We start from the raw sequence: 16,564 nt of genomic DNA, 5'->3' as shown, positions 1-16,564 counted from the left end.
CCTCGTGATAATCTTTTTTTCTGATTACAAACGTTCCTGCGGTAATTTTAGCAGCCGGAGAATCAGCCGTGGGCGTTTGGAAATATCCGCATCATTAAAGCGGTAAAATGAAAATTTGCGCAGTGTGGCTGTCGGGCTGAAATCCGAGATATAAAATCCGGCAAATGTTGTGGAATCGTTCAACAGCGGCTGAATATAATTGGCTGCAAGCTCTCGTTCTTCCGTTTCGGATGCGTTGAGCAACCGGGTTGAATCGGCGTTGAATCGCGTGAGTAAAATTTCGCTGCCAATCGAGTTCAGATAATCGTTATTAATGGTGTAATTATCCGATGTGAATCCGCTGGAATCGGCGAGCGGTAACAATTCCAGAAACCCGGTGTCGTAAAACGAATCATCGCCATCGATGGAAAGCTCCAGCGCGGCGCTTTCGACAATCACGCCATCGGGATAATCGCTCCACAGCGATCCGACGTTAAATTTCATAAGCGAAACGTAGCTGCTGCGCAACGTTGAGGTATAAATCCGGTTGGGTTGAGTGGGTACCTGACCTTCGTCGAGATAAACATCCAGCCCAACGAGCAATGTGTCAACTTTGGGAATACTGTCTGTGTAGTGCAAATAGAGGGTTGGTCCGGAGCTTCCCGATAAATCGCGGGCAAGAATTTCGACCATAAAATTTGCAGAATTGAAACCAAAACCCATTCCGTGATTATCGATGCCGCTGCTGGTATCTGCCCAACCCTGGAAAAAATTCAGCCCGGTTTGGTTCAGGCGCATCCGGACAATCTGGCTGTCTTCGGGTGCCAGCGTAAACTCGCCGAGCGGCTGCGCGATATCAATATTTGAATTGAAATCGTTATCCCGCCAGATCGCGGATGTATCTGCAACCCATTCTTCAGTGATGGGATATGCGGTTACGGTAAACCCTGTTGCCATCGCATCGCCGATAAATCTGCCGGTTTTCAGCTCGATAAATGCGCTGTCGAAAACGGCAATGCTTTCCGGCAGGGAGATAAAACGCATCAACGGGCGGCAGGTGATATCGGCAAAATTACCGATCAGCAATTTGCTGGTGCTCAATGTGGTCAGCGTTTCCCGGCTTCTTACGAAAGTTACATCAGATGTGGCGTAAAGTGTGTCCGTTACCAGTTCGGCGTTGCTGTCGTTCAAATTCACTGCTTCCGGATTCTCTTCGCAAGCCCAAAAAGCGCTTAAAACAAAGCAAAGTGTCGCAATTTGCCAAATCCGGCGGCGGATTGATGATGTGCTGTTAATCTGAATCAATACTTTCCCTTCTGTAGATTGATATACAAAGCAGCGAATATAAGTAAATAAACTTTATATTTCAAAGGTGGATTTCTTTTATCCGCTTCAAAATCCGGCTAATTATAACCCGGAAGCCGGTTTGTGGTTCCGCAAATCAACGCATTTGCCGCAATTTTTATCGAAATGTAAAAACGTTTTGAATTATCTGACGCGGATTTTATTTTCATTTCCTTTTTTTGAACATAAACAAATATGGATACAAATGCAGAAAAAACAATCTGTTACTATTCGCGTAAAACCGAACTTGCTGCCCGATGACGAACAAGTTTTCATCGTTGGAAATCACGAACAATTGGGAAACTGGCGCCCGGATGCCATCCCGATGGTGCCAAACCCGGAAGGTGACGGCTATTGGATTCGCGAATTCCAGTTCCGCAAAAATATAGAAATCGAATACAAATTCACGCGCGGCAGCTGGGATTCCGAAGCGGCAGATGAATCCGGAACTCCGGTCGGCAATTTCCGCTTTCTGGTAGACAGCGACGTCACCATTTCGCAGGAAGTGGACACATGGCGGGATATTGCCCGGCAAAACGCCGAAAAAACCGTCCACACCCGCGTTACCGGAACGGTAAAATATCACCGGGATCTCAGCGACGGCATACTCGCACAGCGCGATTTGATTGTCTGGCTGCCGGAAAGTTATGCGACGAACAGCGACAAACACTATCCGGTTTTATACATGCACGACGGGCAAAACGTGTTCGATCCGATTACCGCATACACCGGATACGATTGGCAAGCCGATGAAACCGCAACCCGGCTCATCCGGGAAGGTCGCATTCGCGACATCATTATTGTTGGCATTTACAACACAAACGACCGGCTGGAGGAATACTCCGCATCGCCGCTGGGCGAAGCATATCGGCGGTTTGTTGTGGAAACCGTCAAACCGCTGATCGACAGCAATTACCGGACATTGCCGGGGCGGGCACACACCGCAACCATCGGCTCATCGATGGGCGGGTTGGTTTCTTTTCTGCTGGCCTGGCATCACCCGGATATTTTTGGGATGGCCAGCTGCCTTTCGCCATCATTTATATTCCGGAAAAATCAGGCTATCCGGCAAATCAAAAAGAGCGCGTTACCGGCGCAACCGCTCAAAATTTTTATGGATTGCGGCGGTATCGGCGGGGAACGCCTGCTGCATCGCGGCTGCAAACGCGTGTTGCGCACCCTCCGTTTCAAAGGATTTATGGCGCACCACACGATTTATTTTTCATATTTTCGAAATCACCGCCATGCCGAACAAGACTGGGCGAAACGCCTGGAAAATCATTTGGAATTATTGTTTGGAGAGCAATAATCTGGCATCTCCTGCCTTTGTGCGCAAATTTTAAAACTTGATTATACAGCGTTATTTGCGTAAATTTTAAAATATTTTTGTTATAAGGATTAAATAAACAAGTAGGGCATGCCAGAATTTCGCAAAGATCCCATCTCCGGTAGATGGGTCATTATATCGACTGACCGTGGAAGCCGACCATCGGAGTTTTTGACGCACATACAGCACAATCCCAATCAAGATTCGCCTTTTTCGCCGGGAAACGAAGCGCAAACCCCGCCGGAAGTGCTGGCCTTTCGATTGCCGGAAACATTGCCAGATACACCGGGCTGGTCATTACGGGTTGTACCAAACAAGTATCCTGCCATCCACACAAATGGCGATACGAAAACCGGTGATATGCAGAGCGACGAATGGTTTTCGAATATTCCGGCAAGCGGTATTCACGAAGTAATTATCGAATCGACGGATGTCAAAGAAAAATTTTCAACAATGGATACCGGGCAGATTTTTGATGTGCTCCGGGCGTATCAGAAACGAATCCGATCGATCAAACAAGATACACGCTGGCAGTATGTCCAGATTTTCAAAAATCATGGTTATTTGGCGGGCGCAACGCTGCACCACCCGCATTCACAACTGATGGCATTGCCGTTTATCCCGCAAGTTGTTCAAACAGAGCTGGATGCGGCAGAAACACATTTTCGACATCACAACCGCTGTATTTTTTGCGACCTGCATCAGCAGGAACTAAAAAATAAGGATCGCGTAATTATTGAGGGTGAATTGTTTTCGGTAATTTCGGCTTATGCTGCACGGTTTTCATACGAATGCTGGATTTTGCCCAAAGCTCACCTGGCGCATTTCGAACTGGCCGGAGAGAAAAAATTGCGTGAACTATCGATCGTATTGAAAGACATTATCCAAAGGCTGGACACATTGCTCAGCAATCCTGCCTACAATATGATATTACACACCGCCCCGCTCCAATCGGCAGATACGGAACACTATCACTGGCATTTGGAAATTCTGCCACGACTGGCATTTGTGGCCGGATTTGAACAAAGCAGTGGCGTGTACATCAATTCGACATCTCCCGAACATGCCGCACAGCAGTTACGGGAAATTGTCACAAAATCGTTACCATTAAGAGGAATGTAAATGAAGTCGTTTAAAGTCTGCTACGTTTCATCGGAAATTACTCCCTTTGCCAAAACATCGATCGCCAACGGACTGGCTGCAACGTCCAGCGCGTTGCCTACGGCGTTAAAAGAAATGGAGCAGGACATTCGTTTGATGATGCCCAAATACAAATCGATCAACGACCGAAAATATGTCCTGCGCGAAGTGATTCGCCTTCGGGAAGTAAACATACAACTGGGTGACGCCACCCGGGTTGGCAACGGGAAAACGGCATTTTTACCCAATTCCAAAGTTCACGTTTATTTTTTATCCGTTCCGGAACTGTTTGACCGCAAAGGATTTTATGTCGATCCGCAATCCGGCGAACCATATGAAGACAACGCGGAACGCTTCGGCTTTTTTTGCAAATCCGTACTGGAAACGCTAAAGCTGCTTTACTGGCAACCGGATATCATCCATTGTGCAGACTGGAGCACGGCGCTCATTCCATTCTATTTGAAAACGCTTTACAAAGATGACGAATTTTTCGAAAACACCCGCACGGTTCTCACAGTGCACAACCTTTCGCAACAAGGTGTATTTGATAAAAAAATCGCTAAAACCATTGGCATCGACAGCGAACATGTAAAAAGCGGCGCAGCACTGGAACTGGAAGGAAAACTGAATTTTCTGAAAGGCGGGTTACTCTTTTCAGACATTATCAACCTGACCAGCAGCAGCCTCACTACCAACCTGCTCGCCAATGGCGATCCGGCATTCGGAATGGCAGAAGTGCTCAAAAAACGCAAAAAAGATATTTTCGGGATTGCCTCCGGGGCAGATTACGCAACCTGGAATCCGCTCGAAGATAAGCTGCTCACCGCCCAATTCGATGCAAAAACACTCGCGAAGCGGCTGGAAAACAAATCCACACTCGCAACCGAACTGCGACTTAACGATGACAGCAAAATTCCGTTGGTTGGCGTAATGCTTAACTTCCAGATTGCGGATGACGTAAGGTTGGTGCAGGAAACGTTACCGGGATTGCTGAAAGACGATGTGCAAGCCGTTGTGCTAAACACCGGAGAATTTCGCTCGATTACCGAACTAAAAGATCTGCAGAAACAATTTCCCGGCAAACTGGCACTCCGGGAACGTATGGATAAACGCATCGCCCACTTGCTGCTTGGCAGTGCGGATATCACCTTTATCCCATCGGAAATATCCGCCGGCGAACAATTTCATTTGAACAGCATGCGCTATGGTGCGATTCCGGTAGTCCAGCACAGCGGCAGCCTGGCAGATACCATTCACCAATTTTCCATCGAAAACGGAAAAGGCAACGGCTTCTGCTTCGATTCACCAACTGCCGAAATCGCTTTGGAAGCCATCCAGAATGCACTGCAAATCCGGGATTCCGCAAAAGCCTGGGCACGCGTTCAGCGAAACGCCATGAAAACCGATTTTTCCTGGGAGACAACTGCAAAAGATTATCTTAAACTGTACGAAAAGGCTCAAAAAAAATAAACATGGTATTATCCGAATAACATAATTCGGAATTGTAAAATGTCGCTTGATTTTTTAGGCTGCCATACATAAATTCATTTTTGCAATTGAGTTAATTGGGCCTATAGCTCAGTTGGTTAGAGCATCCGACTCATAATCGGACGGTCCCAGGTTCAAGTCCTGGTGGGCCCACTTTTGAAATGAGGAGATAGTTTTGCAGTATACTTCGCAGATCATGCGATCACTAGTTTTTTTCAAAATATCGATAACAAATAATTAAAAGATACAGTAGGTGCACCCGCTAAAACGAGTGCACCTTTTTTTATGCCGGTGGCCCCGTTATCTCAGTATTCGACCGGAAAGGAGGTTAGTGTATGAAAGAATTGGTGGCAGATTTAATCAAATTACAGGAGTATGACAATCGCCTAAATACCCTGGAACTGCAAAAAGGCGATCTTCCCACTGTTATTAAACAAATTGATAGCGATTTGCATCAAAAAAAGAGTCGCTCCACGGAGTTGGAAGAACAAACGCAAAAATTGCACAAAGACCGGAAGATTTTTGAGAAAGAAATAGAGGCCAGCAAGCAACAGCTAAAGAAGTATGAAGAACAACTGTATCATGTCCAAAACAACAAAGAATATGATGCCTTGACGCTCGAAATTGACACGAAAAAGATGGAAATTGAGAGCCTCGAGAACAAGATTATTCAATCGATGGAAGAAGAGGAGCGGGTAAAATCGGAGATTGAACAACTGGGTAGCGAAGTCGGGAATCTCGATGAACAATTGTCCACAAATCGCGACGAGCTTTCAGAAATCAACGATTATACCGAAGCTGAAGAATCGCGCCTGAAACGGATGCGTGATGAATTGGCAGCCAAAATAGACACCCGTTATTTACGGATGTATGAACGCATTCGTAAAGCAAAAGCCGGATTGGCTGTAGCTCCCGTCAAACGAAATTCCTGCAGTGGTTGTTTTTCTGCATTACCGCCACAGCGCATCGTTGAAATTCGCAAAGCAAACCGTTTGTACAACTGCGAACATTGCGGACGCATTTTGGTTTGGGACGAAACAGAATAAATTGGTATTAGCGACGGTTCAGGCGATCGCACCGGGTTTCTGGCAACAGCTATCCGGCGAGGAAAGTCCGAACGCCACAGAGCAGAATGCCCGGAGAGAATCCGGGGCATTTATTGCCCAAGCGATAAATGACGGAAAGTGTCACAGAAACGATACCGTCCCGGTTTTCCGGGATAAGGGTGAAATGGCAGGGTAAGAGCCTACCGGCCGGTTTCCGAAAGGAAATGCCGTTGGCATCAGCAATGACCGGGCCGGACAAACCCCATTCGGCGCAAGATCAAATAGGGTAGAATTTTCGTTCGCGAAAAACGTGGCTGCTCGCTGCGTTCCCCGGCTTGCCGGGGTGAACTTCCGGGTGGATCGCTTAGATAAATGATCGCCCTCCGGTCAACCGGAGACAGAATTCGGCTTATCGAACCGTCGCCGGTACCATAATTGAAGCAATTTCCTGCCTCAGCAATTAATTTATATCTCACAACTATCCGAAATTAAATTAGCGTATATTGAGAATAACCATTGCGATGCACTGGTTTCGCGCTTATTTTTGTTATTTTATTATATCTTTTTTCAGGATAATAGGATTTTTAAGGAATGAAAAACTGGCATAAACGCTGGAAAAATTTCGTTAACTTCCTTCAGGAAAACAAAATTCGCAACGTTTCTCTGGACGACCTGCTGCTAAAATTTATTTTTATCAGCGTGCTGGTAATTGCCACACTGTGGCTGATGCCTGCTGAACGCCCGTTCGAATACAGCAATCTGAACGTAAACAGCATCGCGCCGGAAGAAATTATTGCCCCGTTCAAATTTGCCATCCAAAAAACACCGGATGAGTTGGAAAAGGAACGCCAACAAGCCAATTTAAGCGTGCCCGTTCTGTTCGATCGCAACCCGGATATCCTCAGCCGCCAATCGCTGACGCTAAAGCAATTTCAGGAAGAGCTGGTTAATTTTCTAAAACGCAACAATCTGGATGGTCAGCAGCGCGATGATACGCTCACCCGAAACACAAAAGTTCCGGTCGATAGTTTTTTGCAGGTGCTCAACATAAAATATTCGCTTCAATTAAATTTTGATGCATTTCTGGATTTGTATGAGCTTCAGCGGGAAAACCTGTTATCGGGCTGGTTCAAAGTCGTTCGCAACAATTTAAGCCAGATGTATACAACCGGCATTCTCGATCGCAGCAAAGCGGAATTTCAGGAAAAACAAATCGTTGTGTCCGAAAACAGTATCGAAACAACTTATAATCCGGAAGATTTGCTGGAAATCCGCGAGGCAAACAATCTGGTAAAAAGCCAACTGCAAAACCAGTTCCCCCAAAACCAGCGGGTGCTTCGTTTGGCAGAGCAAATTTTGCCGGGGTTTCTGATTCCGAACCTGAATTACAACGAAAAAATTACCCAAACGCGTAAAGAAGAAGCCGTTCATGATGTGCCGCTAACCCGCGGCTATGTTGAGCAGGATGAACGAATCATCGACAGTAACGAAAAAATAACCGACGAAGTTTACCAGAAATTGCGGTCGCTGGAAATCGCCCAAAAAGAACGTTCCGCCACCCAACAAGGCTGGCAACAAATCAAGTTTCATGGCGGGCGGTTGCTGTTTGCGTTGACGATGATTTTTCTGACAGTTGTCTACCTTTATTATTATCGTCGGCAAATTTTCCGCAACAACTTGATGGTGGGGATGATCACCTTGATTTTCCTGATCGAATTATTTTTGGCCGGTTTGGTGGAAAAATTTACAGATTGGTCGCAACTGACAATCCCAATTATTCTGGCGCCAATGCTGCTGGCAATGCTGTTGGATTTTGGCGTTGCTTTTATCAGCGTTGTTACGCTGGGATTAATTTTGGGTTCTACTTTGGCTTACGATTATCAATTTACATTTATGGCGCTGATTGTCGGCAGTGTTTCCATTTTTTCGGTGCAAAAAATTCGCAATCGCCGGCAAATGTTCCGGGCCATTTTTTACATTTTGATGGGCTATTTTCTGGTTCACCTGATTTTTGGATTGATGCATTACAAACCCATCAACGAAATTTTTACGGAATTTATCTACTATTTGCTGCCCAACGCGATTTTGACACCCACAATCGTTTATTTTATGATCGGGATTTTCGAGCGATTTTTTGATGTTACCACAGACATTTCCCTTCTCGAATTATCCGATCTCAACCACCCGTTGCTAAAACAGCTTTCGGTTAAAGCGCCGGGCAGCTTTCACCACAGCATTGTTGTGGCCAATTTGGCGGAAGCCGGGGCATTGGCGATTCGCGCGAATGCGCTGCTGACCCGGGTGGGCTGCTATTTTCACGATGTTGGGAAAATGGACAAACCCGAATATTTTGTGGAAAATCAGCACGGCGGCATCAACAAACACGACAATTTATCGCCGCATATGAGCTACCTGATTTTGGTGAATCACGTTAAAGAAGGGCTCAAAATGGCGGAAAAGCACAAGCTGCCCAACGCAGTCCGGCAATTTGTGGCCGAACATCATGGCACAACGGTGGTATCGTATTTTTACAATAAAGCGATCCAAAATGCCGATGAAACCGAAGTTCGTGAAAGCGATTTCCGCTATCCCGGACCGATGCCGCAATCCAAAGAAACCGCTATTTGCATGCTGGCGGATACGGTCGAAGCCGCCTCCCGGACGCTAAAAGATCCGTCACCGCAACGTATTCGCAATATTGTGGAACAACTGGTGGATCACAAAATTAAGGAAAGCCAGTTGGACGAATGCGATCTGACATTTAAAGAAATTGATCAGATCAAAGAAGCATTTATTCCGATTTTGACAGGCATTCACCACCTGCGCATCGAATATCCGGAAAGCGACAAAGAGAAAAAAGGCAGCCGGGAAAAGAATGGCAAACCTGCGGAAACCTCCCGGGAAAAGCAGCAGCCTAAAGAAAAATCGACCAATGGTGACAGCAAATCGTCACAAACAGATACGCCCAATCCAGAAATTAAAAGCGACTCATCCCATGAAAACAACCATTGAAGTGTATAACGATTACAGCGAATTGCCATTATGGGATGAAGCCATTGTCGAGTTTATTCAGTTGATTCAGAAAGATGAGCAATTGGATGCGACGAGTATTACGGTAGTGCTGGTAACTGATGAATATTTGCGAAATTTACATCGCGAATATCTCGACGACGATACGGTAACGGATGTAATGACCTTTAACATGGTTGAAGGAAAACCGGTTGAGGGAGAAATTTATATTTCTGTTGATCGCGCATTGGATCAGGCGGCAGTTTATAACGCGAGCATCGAAACGGAATTGGCGCGATTGATTGTTCACGGTTTGTTGCATCTCAACGGAATGGATGATCATCTGGAAGAAGAACGCCTGATGATGCGCACCAGCGAAGATCATTATCTTGCAAAATATCGCCAAAAAATCAGCAATTTTTCTATGTGAAATTGGTTTTTCCCGCTCGGAAGATTATATTTTAAGCGGTCAAAAACAGTATTTATTGATACCAAACTGGGGGTAAAAAAACAGCAGTGGAATATGAAATATTCCTCTATATCCTTGTTTTTATTGGATTATTAGGACTTTCCGCTTTTTTTTCGGGTTCGGAAACCGCTTTTTTTGCGCTCTCTAAATCTGATATAGAAAAATTAAAACATTCGACGGACAAAGCAGAATTACGGGTTGCCAACCTGCTGCTTGATTCACGCCAGTTGCTGGTTACGATCGTTGTCGGTAATACCATCGTCAACATATCAACGGCATCGCTCGCTGCGGTTCTCACAACGCAAATAGCCCATCAATTCGGATTTAACCACAACATCGCACTTTTTGTTGATATTGTAGTGGTCACATTGGTGCTGCTCATTACCAGCGAAATTATCCCTAAAGTGATTGCCGTACGCAATCCGCACACTTATTCGCGAATTGCCGGCGCACCGTTGCAATTACTGCACTACATGTTTTTCCCGATCACTATTTTTCTCACAAATCTCAGCAAATTTGTGCAAAATTCATTGGGATTATCCGCAGACAAAACCCGGCTTTCAGAAGACGAATTGAAAACACTGGTGCTCCTCGGCGAAGAAGAGGGGCGTTTGGAAGCGGATGAAAAAGAGATGATCCACAGCATTTTCGAATTTGGCGAAACGACCGTGCGGGAAATTATGGTGCCGCGCACCGACATGGTTTGTGTAGAAGTAAACGCCACGCTGGACGAGGTGCTGGAAGATATTAAAGATAACCTGCTTTCAAGAATCCCGGTTTTTGAAGGGCGAATTGATAACGTGATCGGCATTTTATACGTAAAAGATTTGCTCCCGTTACTCAAAAAAAATCGCAGCGACAGCTTCAATCTGCGAACCATTGTCCGGGAAGCGTATTTTGTGCCGGAGCAAAAAATGATCGACGATTTGCTGCGGCATTTTCAAAAAGAGCGCATTCACATGGCGCTGGTGGTGGACGAATACGGCGGCATTTCCGGATTGGTAACGCTGGAAGATGTAATTGAAGAAATCGTTGGCGAAATTCAGGACGAATACGATGAGGAAGAACCATTGATCACTCCCGTCAACGACGAAACATATATTGTTGACGGCAGGCTGAATCTGGAAGAATTGAACGATGAACTGCACCTCAATTTGCCCACGGAAGAAGGGGTGGAAACCATCAGTGGATTTATCCTTAACCTGATTGGCGCACTGCCCCAGGAAAATGAAACCGTAAAATACAACGGTCACGAATTTACCGTGGAAATGATCGACCGAAACCGCATTCTGAAAGTGCGCATCGCCAGAAATAACACAGATACCGATGTCGAAAATGAAAAAATCGACTGATTTGCAGGCACTTTTTCGGGCGATTCCGTCTGTCCAGCAATTGTTGCAATCGGAATCGCTGAACCGGTTTCCCGTTTCGCCCATTTACCTCAAACGTATCATTCAGTCCGAAATCGATAACTTCCGACAGCAGCTGAACGAAAATTCCCGGATGTCACCGGAAGCGGTTCCGGCGATTCTCGAAAAGCGTATCTCCCAGAAAATACAGACATTTACCTCCCCTACTTTGCGACGTGCAATTAACGCAACGGGCATTATTTTGCACACAAACATGGGTCGCGCACCGTTGGCAACATCCGCGATAGCCGGATTGCTTTCCGCAGCGGAACACTATTGCAGCGTGGAATTTGATCTCGATAACGGCAAACGTGGCAGCCGGATGTCGCATGTGGAACACCTGATATGCCTGATTACCGGTGCGGAAGCTGCGGTGGTGGTTAACAACTGTGCGGCAGCAATTTTTTTGACGCTATCTGCGCTGTGCCGCCGGAAAGAAGTGCCCGTTTCGCGGGGCGAATTGGTGGAAATCGGCGGATCGTTTCGCATCCCCGAAGTGATGAAATCCAGCGGTGCAAAAATGCTGGAAATCGGCACCACCAACAAAACCCGGCTGGCGGATTACCGCGCGGTAATTTCCCCAAAAACCGGCGCGCTGCTAAAAGTGCACACCAGCAATTACCGAATTGTGGGGTTCACCGAAAGCGCATCGCTGGCGGAACTGGCGGAGTTGGCCAAATCACACGATATTCCGTTGATTTACGACATGGGCAGCGGCGCATTAACCGATCCCAAAAATTGGGGGCTTTCCGGCGAACCGCTCGCCGGCGACGTGCTCAACAGCGGAACAGATGTGATCACATTCAGCGGCGACAAACTGCTCGGCGGACCACAAACCGGTATCATCGCCGGGAAAAAACGGTTTGTCGAGAAAATTCGCAAACATCATTTGGCCCGGGCATTGCGCTGTGACAAATTGATTTTAGCCGCACTCGCTGAAACGTTACGGCTCTATTTGCAACCGGAAACGCTGACGGAAACACTCCCGGCAGCCAAATTGTTGTCGATGGAAGTTGAAAAAATACAACAGGTTGCGGAACTTGTCGTTCAACAGATCAACAATCCGGCAATTCAACTGGATATTATCGAAACCGTTTCTCAGGTGGGTAGCGGCGCGCTGCCGCTGGAGCAGTTGCCATCCATCGCGGTGCGCATTTTTGCCGCAAACGGAAAATCCGCGGACCAGCTCAGCCAACGATTACGCGAATGGGAAACGCCGGTCATCGGCTATATTCAGGATGATGCGCTGCTGCTAAACCTGCGCACCGTTCGCGATGACGAGGTGCCGATCATCATTAGGGCGTTGAATTCGCTGTAAAATTTGCGTTCAACGATTATTCTTCAACATCTCGAGAATTTCTTCATGCATGGGAAACCGTTTTTCCCGTTTTTTGGAAAAAATCAGCCTGTCCCCCACTTTCACCTCAAAAACACCACCGCTGGATTCAATCAGTAATGCTTCAATGCCAACAGCATTTTTTAGCGTAGCCGCCAAACTGACAGCTTTGGGTTGATAATTTCACATCACACAATATTCAATACTAACTTGCTTCATGCTATTGTTCCTATTGGATTTAACAGATTTTTATTGAACGAAAAACGCGGGAAGAATCGGCGAGCGAATGAGGAAATCTATTTTTTTTTCAACAAATTTTGCAACTGCAAAACAGCTTCTGCGTTGAGCGTCCCGTTAACGGTTTGGATGGCGTGCAACAATTCTTTGCGCATTTCGCTGTCGATAATCAATCGGCTGTTCCGGAGAAAATCGGGCAGATAGAGCAGCTGTCGTGCAGCATCCGACAATTGGCCGCCGCTCAGGTTCAGTCGCAACACTTCGCGCCAGCAGGAAAAAGCTTCGGCTGCCAAGCCTTGCTTTTGATTTACGATGCTCAGCAAAAACAAACACTTACGTATCCAAAAAGTATTGGATTTTTCTCTGAAAATTGCCAATGCGGCAGTTAGCAGGTTAGTTGCAGTCGCAAATTGTTCGCGCTCCAGCGCTATTTCGCCCAGCGAATAATTGGACTCGGCAAGCTCATCTGTCATTTTCAGCCGGTCAGCCAAATTTTTGCATTGCCGGAAAACGGTTGCTGCCGATTCAAAATTCCGGAGTTCCATGAAATGCTGCCCGATTTTCCGGAGCGTTTGGCACTCACATTCCAAATTACCGACAATCCGGCAGAGATTCAATTGTTCATCGAGAAAGTGCAAAATGCGCTGATATTCGTTGCGATGCCCGGCAATATCGATGAGGTGCGAAAGCACTTTTTTACACAGTGATCGATCGGCAATTTCCTGCCCGATGGTTAGTGCAGCTTCAAAATCTTTTGTCGCTTCGGATAGCTCGCCATTCAGACGGTATAATTTTCCCCGGAGAAAATGGGTTTGGGCGATTTTACTGCGAAAATTTTGCCGGGTGGCATTTTCGAGTGCCAAATCCAGTTCATTCAGCGCATCATCGGTGTTGCCCTGCATTTCAAAAGCATCGGATAATTTGGTTTGAATATGCCATATTTCCCGCGGATCGTTCAGTTTTTCGGCAAGCTTTTGGGCATTTTGTAACTGTTTTACGGCTGCAGATTTATCGCCCAACACCAAATTTAACTCACCGAGTGAGCGCAGTATTCGACATTCCGCAACGGTATCCTGCAGTTCACGGCACAATTTGAGGCAGGCTAAATACATTTTTTTTGCGGTTTGAACATCTGCCGTTTTGTGGCAGTTTTCAGCAATTCCCTCGTAGGCGATTCGCATAAATTGGCGATTTTTTTCCCGGTTTGCCCGTTGCAGCAGTTGGTGCCAGGTTTTCTGGGCGGCGGGATAGCGTTCCAGCTTCGATAACAAATCTGCGAGCTGGCGCAGTTCTACCATCCCAAAACGGCTGGCGGAAACGCTGTTCATTCGCCGCAAAACCTCGATTGCTGCATCAAAATTACCATCAGTAATCAATTGTTTGATGAGCAATTGTCCGGTTTTTTTTGCCAACAGCGATTCACCGGCAATCGAATATTGTTCAAATGCGCATTTCAATTCGGTAAGGGATTCGCCCAAAAAACGATAGCTGCGAAAATGATAATGTCCGGCTTCCAGTGCGTCGAACGGTAAATGGGTCAACTGCGATGCTAACAGCATCAAACGGTTTGGCAAAATTTCCGTAACTTGATAATATTCAATATGATAAACTGGATCAAGCCTGACTTCCAGCAAGCCCAAATTCGTCAATTGCGCCAGCATATCGAGCAGCGTTGTCCGAAATTCCATATCGTTTTCGGCAGCCTGGAATTGCCCGGTCAGGGCGTCTGTTTGCACAGCAATCCGAAATTGCGACAGCATGAACAGCAGCGCCTGCAATTGCGGATCGAGCTGCACGAGCATTTCATCCAACAAATCCTGCGCATTTTTTTGGGGAACTATCCGTTGTTTTTTGGCGACGGGCGCTTCCGGTGCAACCAGCCATTCGGAGAGCCTATGCGTATCTGCGCGGCTGCAAATTTTTAACGAAACGGCGTTGCCGTTGCAATTTCCCACCAGTTTGTCCCACAATTGGCGGATATTTGGCGCATCATTTTCGGCAGCGGATTGGTTGGCAATCGAGCGGCAGGCATCCGCAAAAACTTGCAAATCTTCCCAAAGTGGTGCGGGCGCGCCATCCGGCGATATACTTTTCAACGCTGACAACGCTTTTGGCACCGTTTTTCCGGTGAAAATCAACGGAAACCGGCGACTCCGGCACAGGTATTCTGCCAATTTGGCGATGTCTGAATATTCGGGTAACCATTGGTCGTTACGGGTGAGTTCATCAATATTCGCGAAGCAAAATGCCAACGGCTGCAGCGCAGCCAGCTCATGTGCGAGGTGCAGGAATTGGGCTTCGCTATCCGGCTGATAATTCAGGTTTTCCAGCGCGGCATCGGCATTTTTGTTTTTCAGCTCATTTTTTAGCAATTGAATGATTGTCCGGGCATCGCGGATTTGTTTCGCATCAATCCAAACGGTGATAGCGTTTGGATACGCATCAGCAAATTGCTGCAGCAGCCATTGCGCCAGCGCCGTTTTACCGGAGCCGGTTTTGCCGCGCAAAAATAAGCCGGTATGATGTTCTATCGCATCGAGCATGCTGCGCTTCAACTGGCGACTCATCACAGGGAACATCTGCGTTTGCGGGCTGATTTCGTAATGTTTGGCTAACAGATTTGTTTTCGGAACGACTTGCTGTGGCGATTGGGGTTTCGCCTGCCAATCCACAGGATAATGAACGATTAGATTTTCAAAAATATTTGGGAAAGCCCACGTAAATTGCCCGGTTTTCGCCTGCAGCGATTCGATGGCGTAAGCAAAACTTTCCTGCAGCGTTTGTCGTTTGGCGAGTTCGCGGAACAATTGCTCCGCAAAGCTGATCGCAGTTGATGGCGATAGCATTTCGCCGGTGCTGATAACGGCGGGAATGCCCGCTCGGCAAAACGTTTCGATGCCGGAAAGCTGATCCTGCTCCGTTCCGGCGGGCGAATCCGGGTAGAAACTCCACATCAGCAGCGGCACCGGATTTGCCGGATTTCGCAACAACGCGGCAACATCCGAGGTGAGTACCCATTCGGTTTCCAGCGTCAGCGGGTTTTCAAATGCCAAATAATTTTCGCCGTTTTCGACCGCGCCGCCGCCCCAATAGTACACAATGTGGCAGGGATGCTGATCCAATTCCCGCGCCAGTGCAGCACGTGTGGGCGATGGCAAAATGCGGATTTCCACATCGCAATCGGCAATTAGCGACAGCAACATTTCCCGAAGGCGTTTTTCATAATAATACGGTTGGCGAGATTCTTCATCGACCGGTTGATAAGCATGCGAGGGTAAAATTAACAAAATTTTGAGCGGCGGCGGAATGACGGGTAAAAACACATCCGCCAGATTTGCGGGTTCACCGGTTTGCAAATGTTTGCGCACAGTGCGGTATTGCCATTCGCTGTGCAAATCGGCTTCCAACGTTGCACGATGCTGCATCGGTAAACCGAGCAATTGAATATCCGGGTGCGTTATCCGATAACCGGTGTTTGGCGGTAAAGCCGTTTCATTTGCAGAAATATCGGTAAATACTGTTGCGCATTGCTGCAAAAAATCCTGCAAATCCTGCGTTTCGGGCGTTTCGCCACTGCGGATAATCGCCAGCAACTGCCGGTAGCGGCGCTGCAACGCGGTGTAGGAATTAACCACCGGTTGGCTGGCAACTTCGGTTGTTTCGGCGTTTTCTGCTGACTCGGGCAATTTCTCCGGCTCATCAGCAGAAAAAAAATCTGCGAATTTCATCATCCCGATCCACATCACCCCAGTCGAAGCTCCATTTCGTTAACGTTGCATC

At 47.0% G+C, this 16,564-nt stretch carries 11 protein-coding genes, 1 tRNA gene and 1 other RNA gene; 10 read left to right on the top strand and 3 right to left on the bottom strand.

Going from position 1 to position 16,564, the window contains the following annotated elements; genetic code table 11:
* Positions 1-24 precede the first annotated feature (24 nt).
* A complete protein-coding gene (locus H6629_12105) occupies positions 25-1,284 on the bottom strand; it encodes a hypothetical protein (GenBank protein ID MCB9068535.1) in 1,260 nt (419 codons plus the stop codon).
* A gap of 244 nt (positions 1,285-1,528) precedes the next feature.
* On the opposite strand from H6629_12105, the gene H6629_12100 reads away from it, so the two are divergent.
* The 10 genes from H6629_12100 (at position 1,529) to selA (ending at position 12,529) form a co-directional block, all read left to right on the top strand.
* Positions 1,529-2,632 carry a histidine kinase gene (locus H6629_12100; protein ID MCB9068534.1) on the top strand — a complete coding sequence of 368 codons (1,104 nt, stop codon included), beginning with the start codon at positions 1,529-1,531 and terminating at the stop codon, positions 2,630-2,632.
* Positions 2,633-2,740: 108 nt separating this feature from the next.
* Positions 2,741-3,772: a galactose-1-phosphate uridylyltransferase gene (gene galT / locus H6629_12095; protein ID MCB9068533.1), complete on the top strand. Its 1,032-nt coding sequence runs from the start codon at positions 2,741-2,743 to the stop codon at positions 3,770-3,772.
* Positions 3,773-5,260, top strand: coding sequence for a glycogen synthase (locus tag H6629_12090; GenBank protein ID MCB9068532.1), 1,488 nt, complete (start codon positions 3,773-3,775; stop codon positions 5,258-5,260).
* 97 nt (positions 5,261-5,357) lie between these two features.
* A tRNA-Ile gene (locus tag H6629_12085) sits at positions 5,358-5,431 on the top strand.
* A 182-nt stretch (positions 5,432-5,613) separates the two neighbouring features.
* Complete coding sequence (locus H6629_12080) at positions 5,614-6,324, top strand: hypothetical protein (protein MCB9068531.1); 711 nt, start codon at positions 5,614-5,616, stop codon at positions 6,322-6,324.
* 10 nt (positions 6,325-6,334) lie between these two features.
* Positions 6,335-6,752, top strand: an RNA gene (gene rnpB / locus H6629_12075) — RNase P RNA component class A.
* A gap of 163 nt (positions 6,753-6,915) precedes the next feature.
* Complete coding sequence (locus H6629_12070; protein MCB9068530.1) at positions 6,916-9,336, top strand: HDIG domain-containing protein; 2,421 nt, start codon at positions 6,916-6,918, stop codon at positions 9,334-9,336.
* Positions 9,320-9,763 (top strand): rRNA maturation RNase YbeY, encoded by a 444-nt coding sequence (gene ybeY / locus H6629_12065; GenBank protein MCB9068529.1) that lies wholly within the window; start codon positions 9,320-9,322, stop codon positions 9,761-9,763. Before H6629_12070 ends, ybeY begins: the two co-directional genes overlap by 17 nt.
* 86 nt (positions 9,764-9,849) lie before the next feature.
* Positions 9,850-11,154: an HlyC/CorC family transporter gene (locus H6629_12060; GenBank protein MCB9068528.1), complete on the top strand. Its 1,305-nt coding sequence runs from the start codon at positions 9,850-9,852 to the stop codon at positions 11,152-11,154.
* Positions 11,138-12,529 carry an L-seryl-tRNA(Sec) selenium transferase gene (gene selA, locus H6629_12055; protein ID MCB9068527.1) on the top strand — a complete coding sequence of 464 codons (1,392 nt, stop codon included), beginning with the start codon at positions 11,138-11,140 and terminating at the stop codon, positions 12,527-12,529. The genes H6629_12060 and selA overlap by 17 nt, the downstream gene beginning before the upstream one ends.
* 9 nt (positions 12,530-12,538) lie before the next feature.
* Here the strand turns inward: selA and H6629_12050 are convergent, their stop codons facing one another.
* Positions 12,539-12,706, bottom strand: a complete 168-nt coding sequence (locus H6629_12050; protein MCB9068526.1) for a SelT/SelW/SelH family protein — start codon at positions 12,704-12,706, stop codon at positions 12,539-12,541.
* A gap of 137 nt (positions 12,707-12,843) precedes the next feature.
* Positions 12,844-16,512, bottom strand: coding sequence for a hypothetical protein (locus tag H6629_12045; protein ID MCB9068525.1), 3,669 nt, complete (start codon positions 16,510-16,512; stop codon positions 12,844-12,846).
* Positions 16,513-16,564: the final 52 nt, after the last annotated feature.

Source organism: Calditrichia bacterium, from assembly GCA_020634975.1.
Taxonomy (GTDB): domain Bacteria; phylum Calditrichota; class Calditrichia; order RBG-13-44-9; family J075; genus JACKAQ01.
Note: the sequence above shows the minus strand (reverse complement) of the source record. Positions and strands in the feature narration are given on the sequence as shown.

What these genes read in the sequence shown, in the direction of transcription:
- H6629_12100 (MCB9068534.1), top strand. Translation starts at nt 1,529, where the DNA reads ATGCAGAAAAAACAATCTGTTACTATTCGCGTAAAACCGAACTTGCTG.
- galT (MCB9068533.1), top strand. Translation starts at nt 2,741, where the DNA reads ATGCCAGAATTTCGCAAAGATCCCATCTCCGGTAGATGGGTCATTATA.
- H6629_12090 (MCB9068532.1), top strand. Translation starts at nt 3,773, where the DNA reads ATGAAGTCGTTTAAAGTCTGCTACGTTTCATCGGAAATTACTCCCTTT.
- H6629_12080 (MCB9068531.1), top strand. Translation starts at nt 5,614, where the DNA reads ATGAAAGAATTGGTGGCAGATTTAATCAAATTACAGGAGTATGACAAT.
- H6629_12070 (MCB9068530.1), top strand. Translation starts at nt 6,916, where the DNA reads ATGAAAAACTGGCATAAACGCTGGAAAAATTTCGTTAACTTCCTTCAG.
- ybeY (MCB9068529.1), top strand. Translation starts at nt 9,320, where the DNA reads ATGAAAACAACCATTGAAGTGTATAACGATTACAGCGAATTGCCATTA.
- selA (MCB9068527.1), top strand. Translation starts at nt 11,138, where the DNA reads ATGAAAAAATCGACTGATTTGCAGGCACTTTTTCGGGCGATTCCGTCT.
- H6629_12045 (MCB9068525.1), bottom strand. Translation starts at nt 16,512, where the DNA reads ATGAAATTCGCAGATTTTTTTTCTGCTGATGAGCCGGAGAAATTGCCC.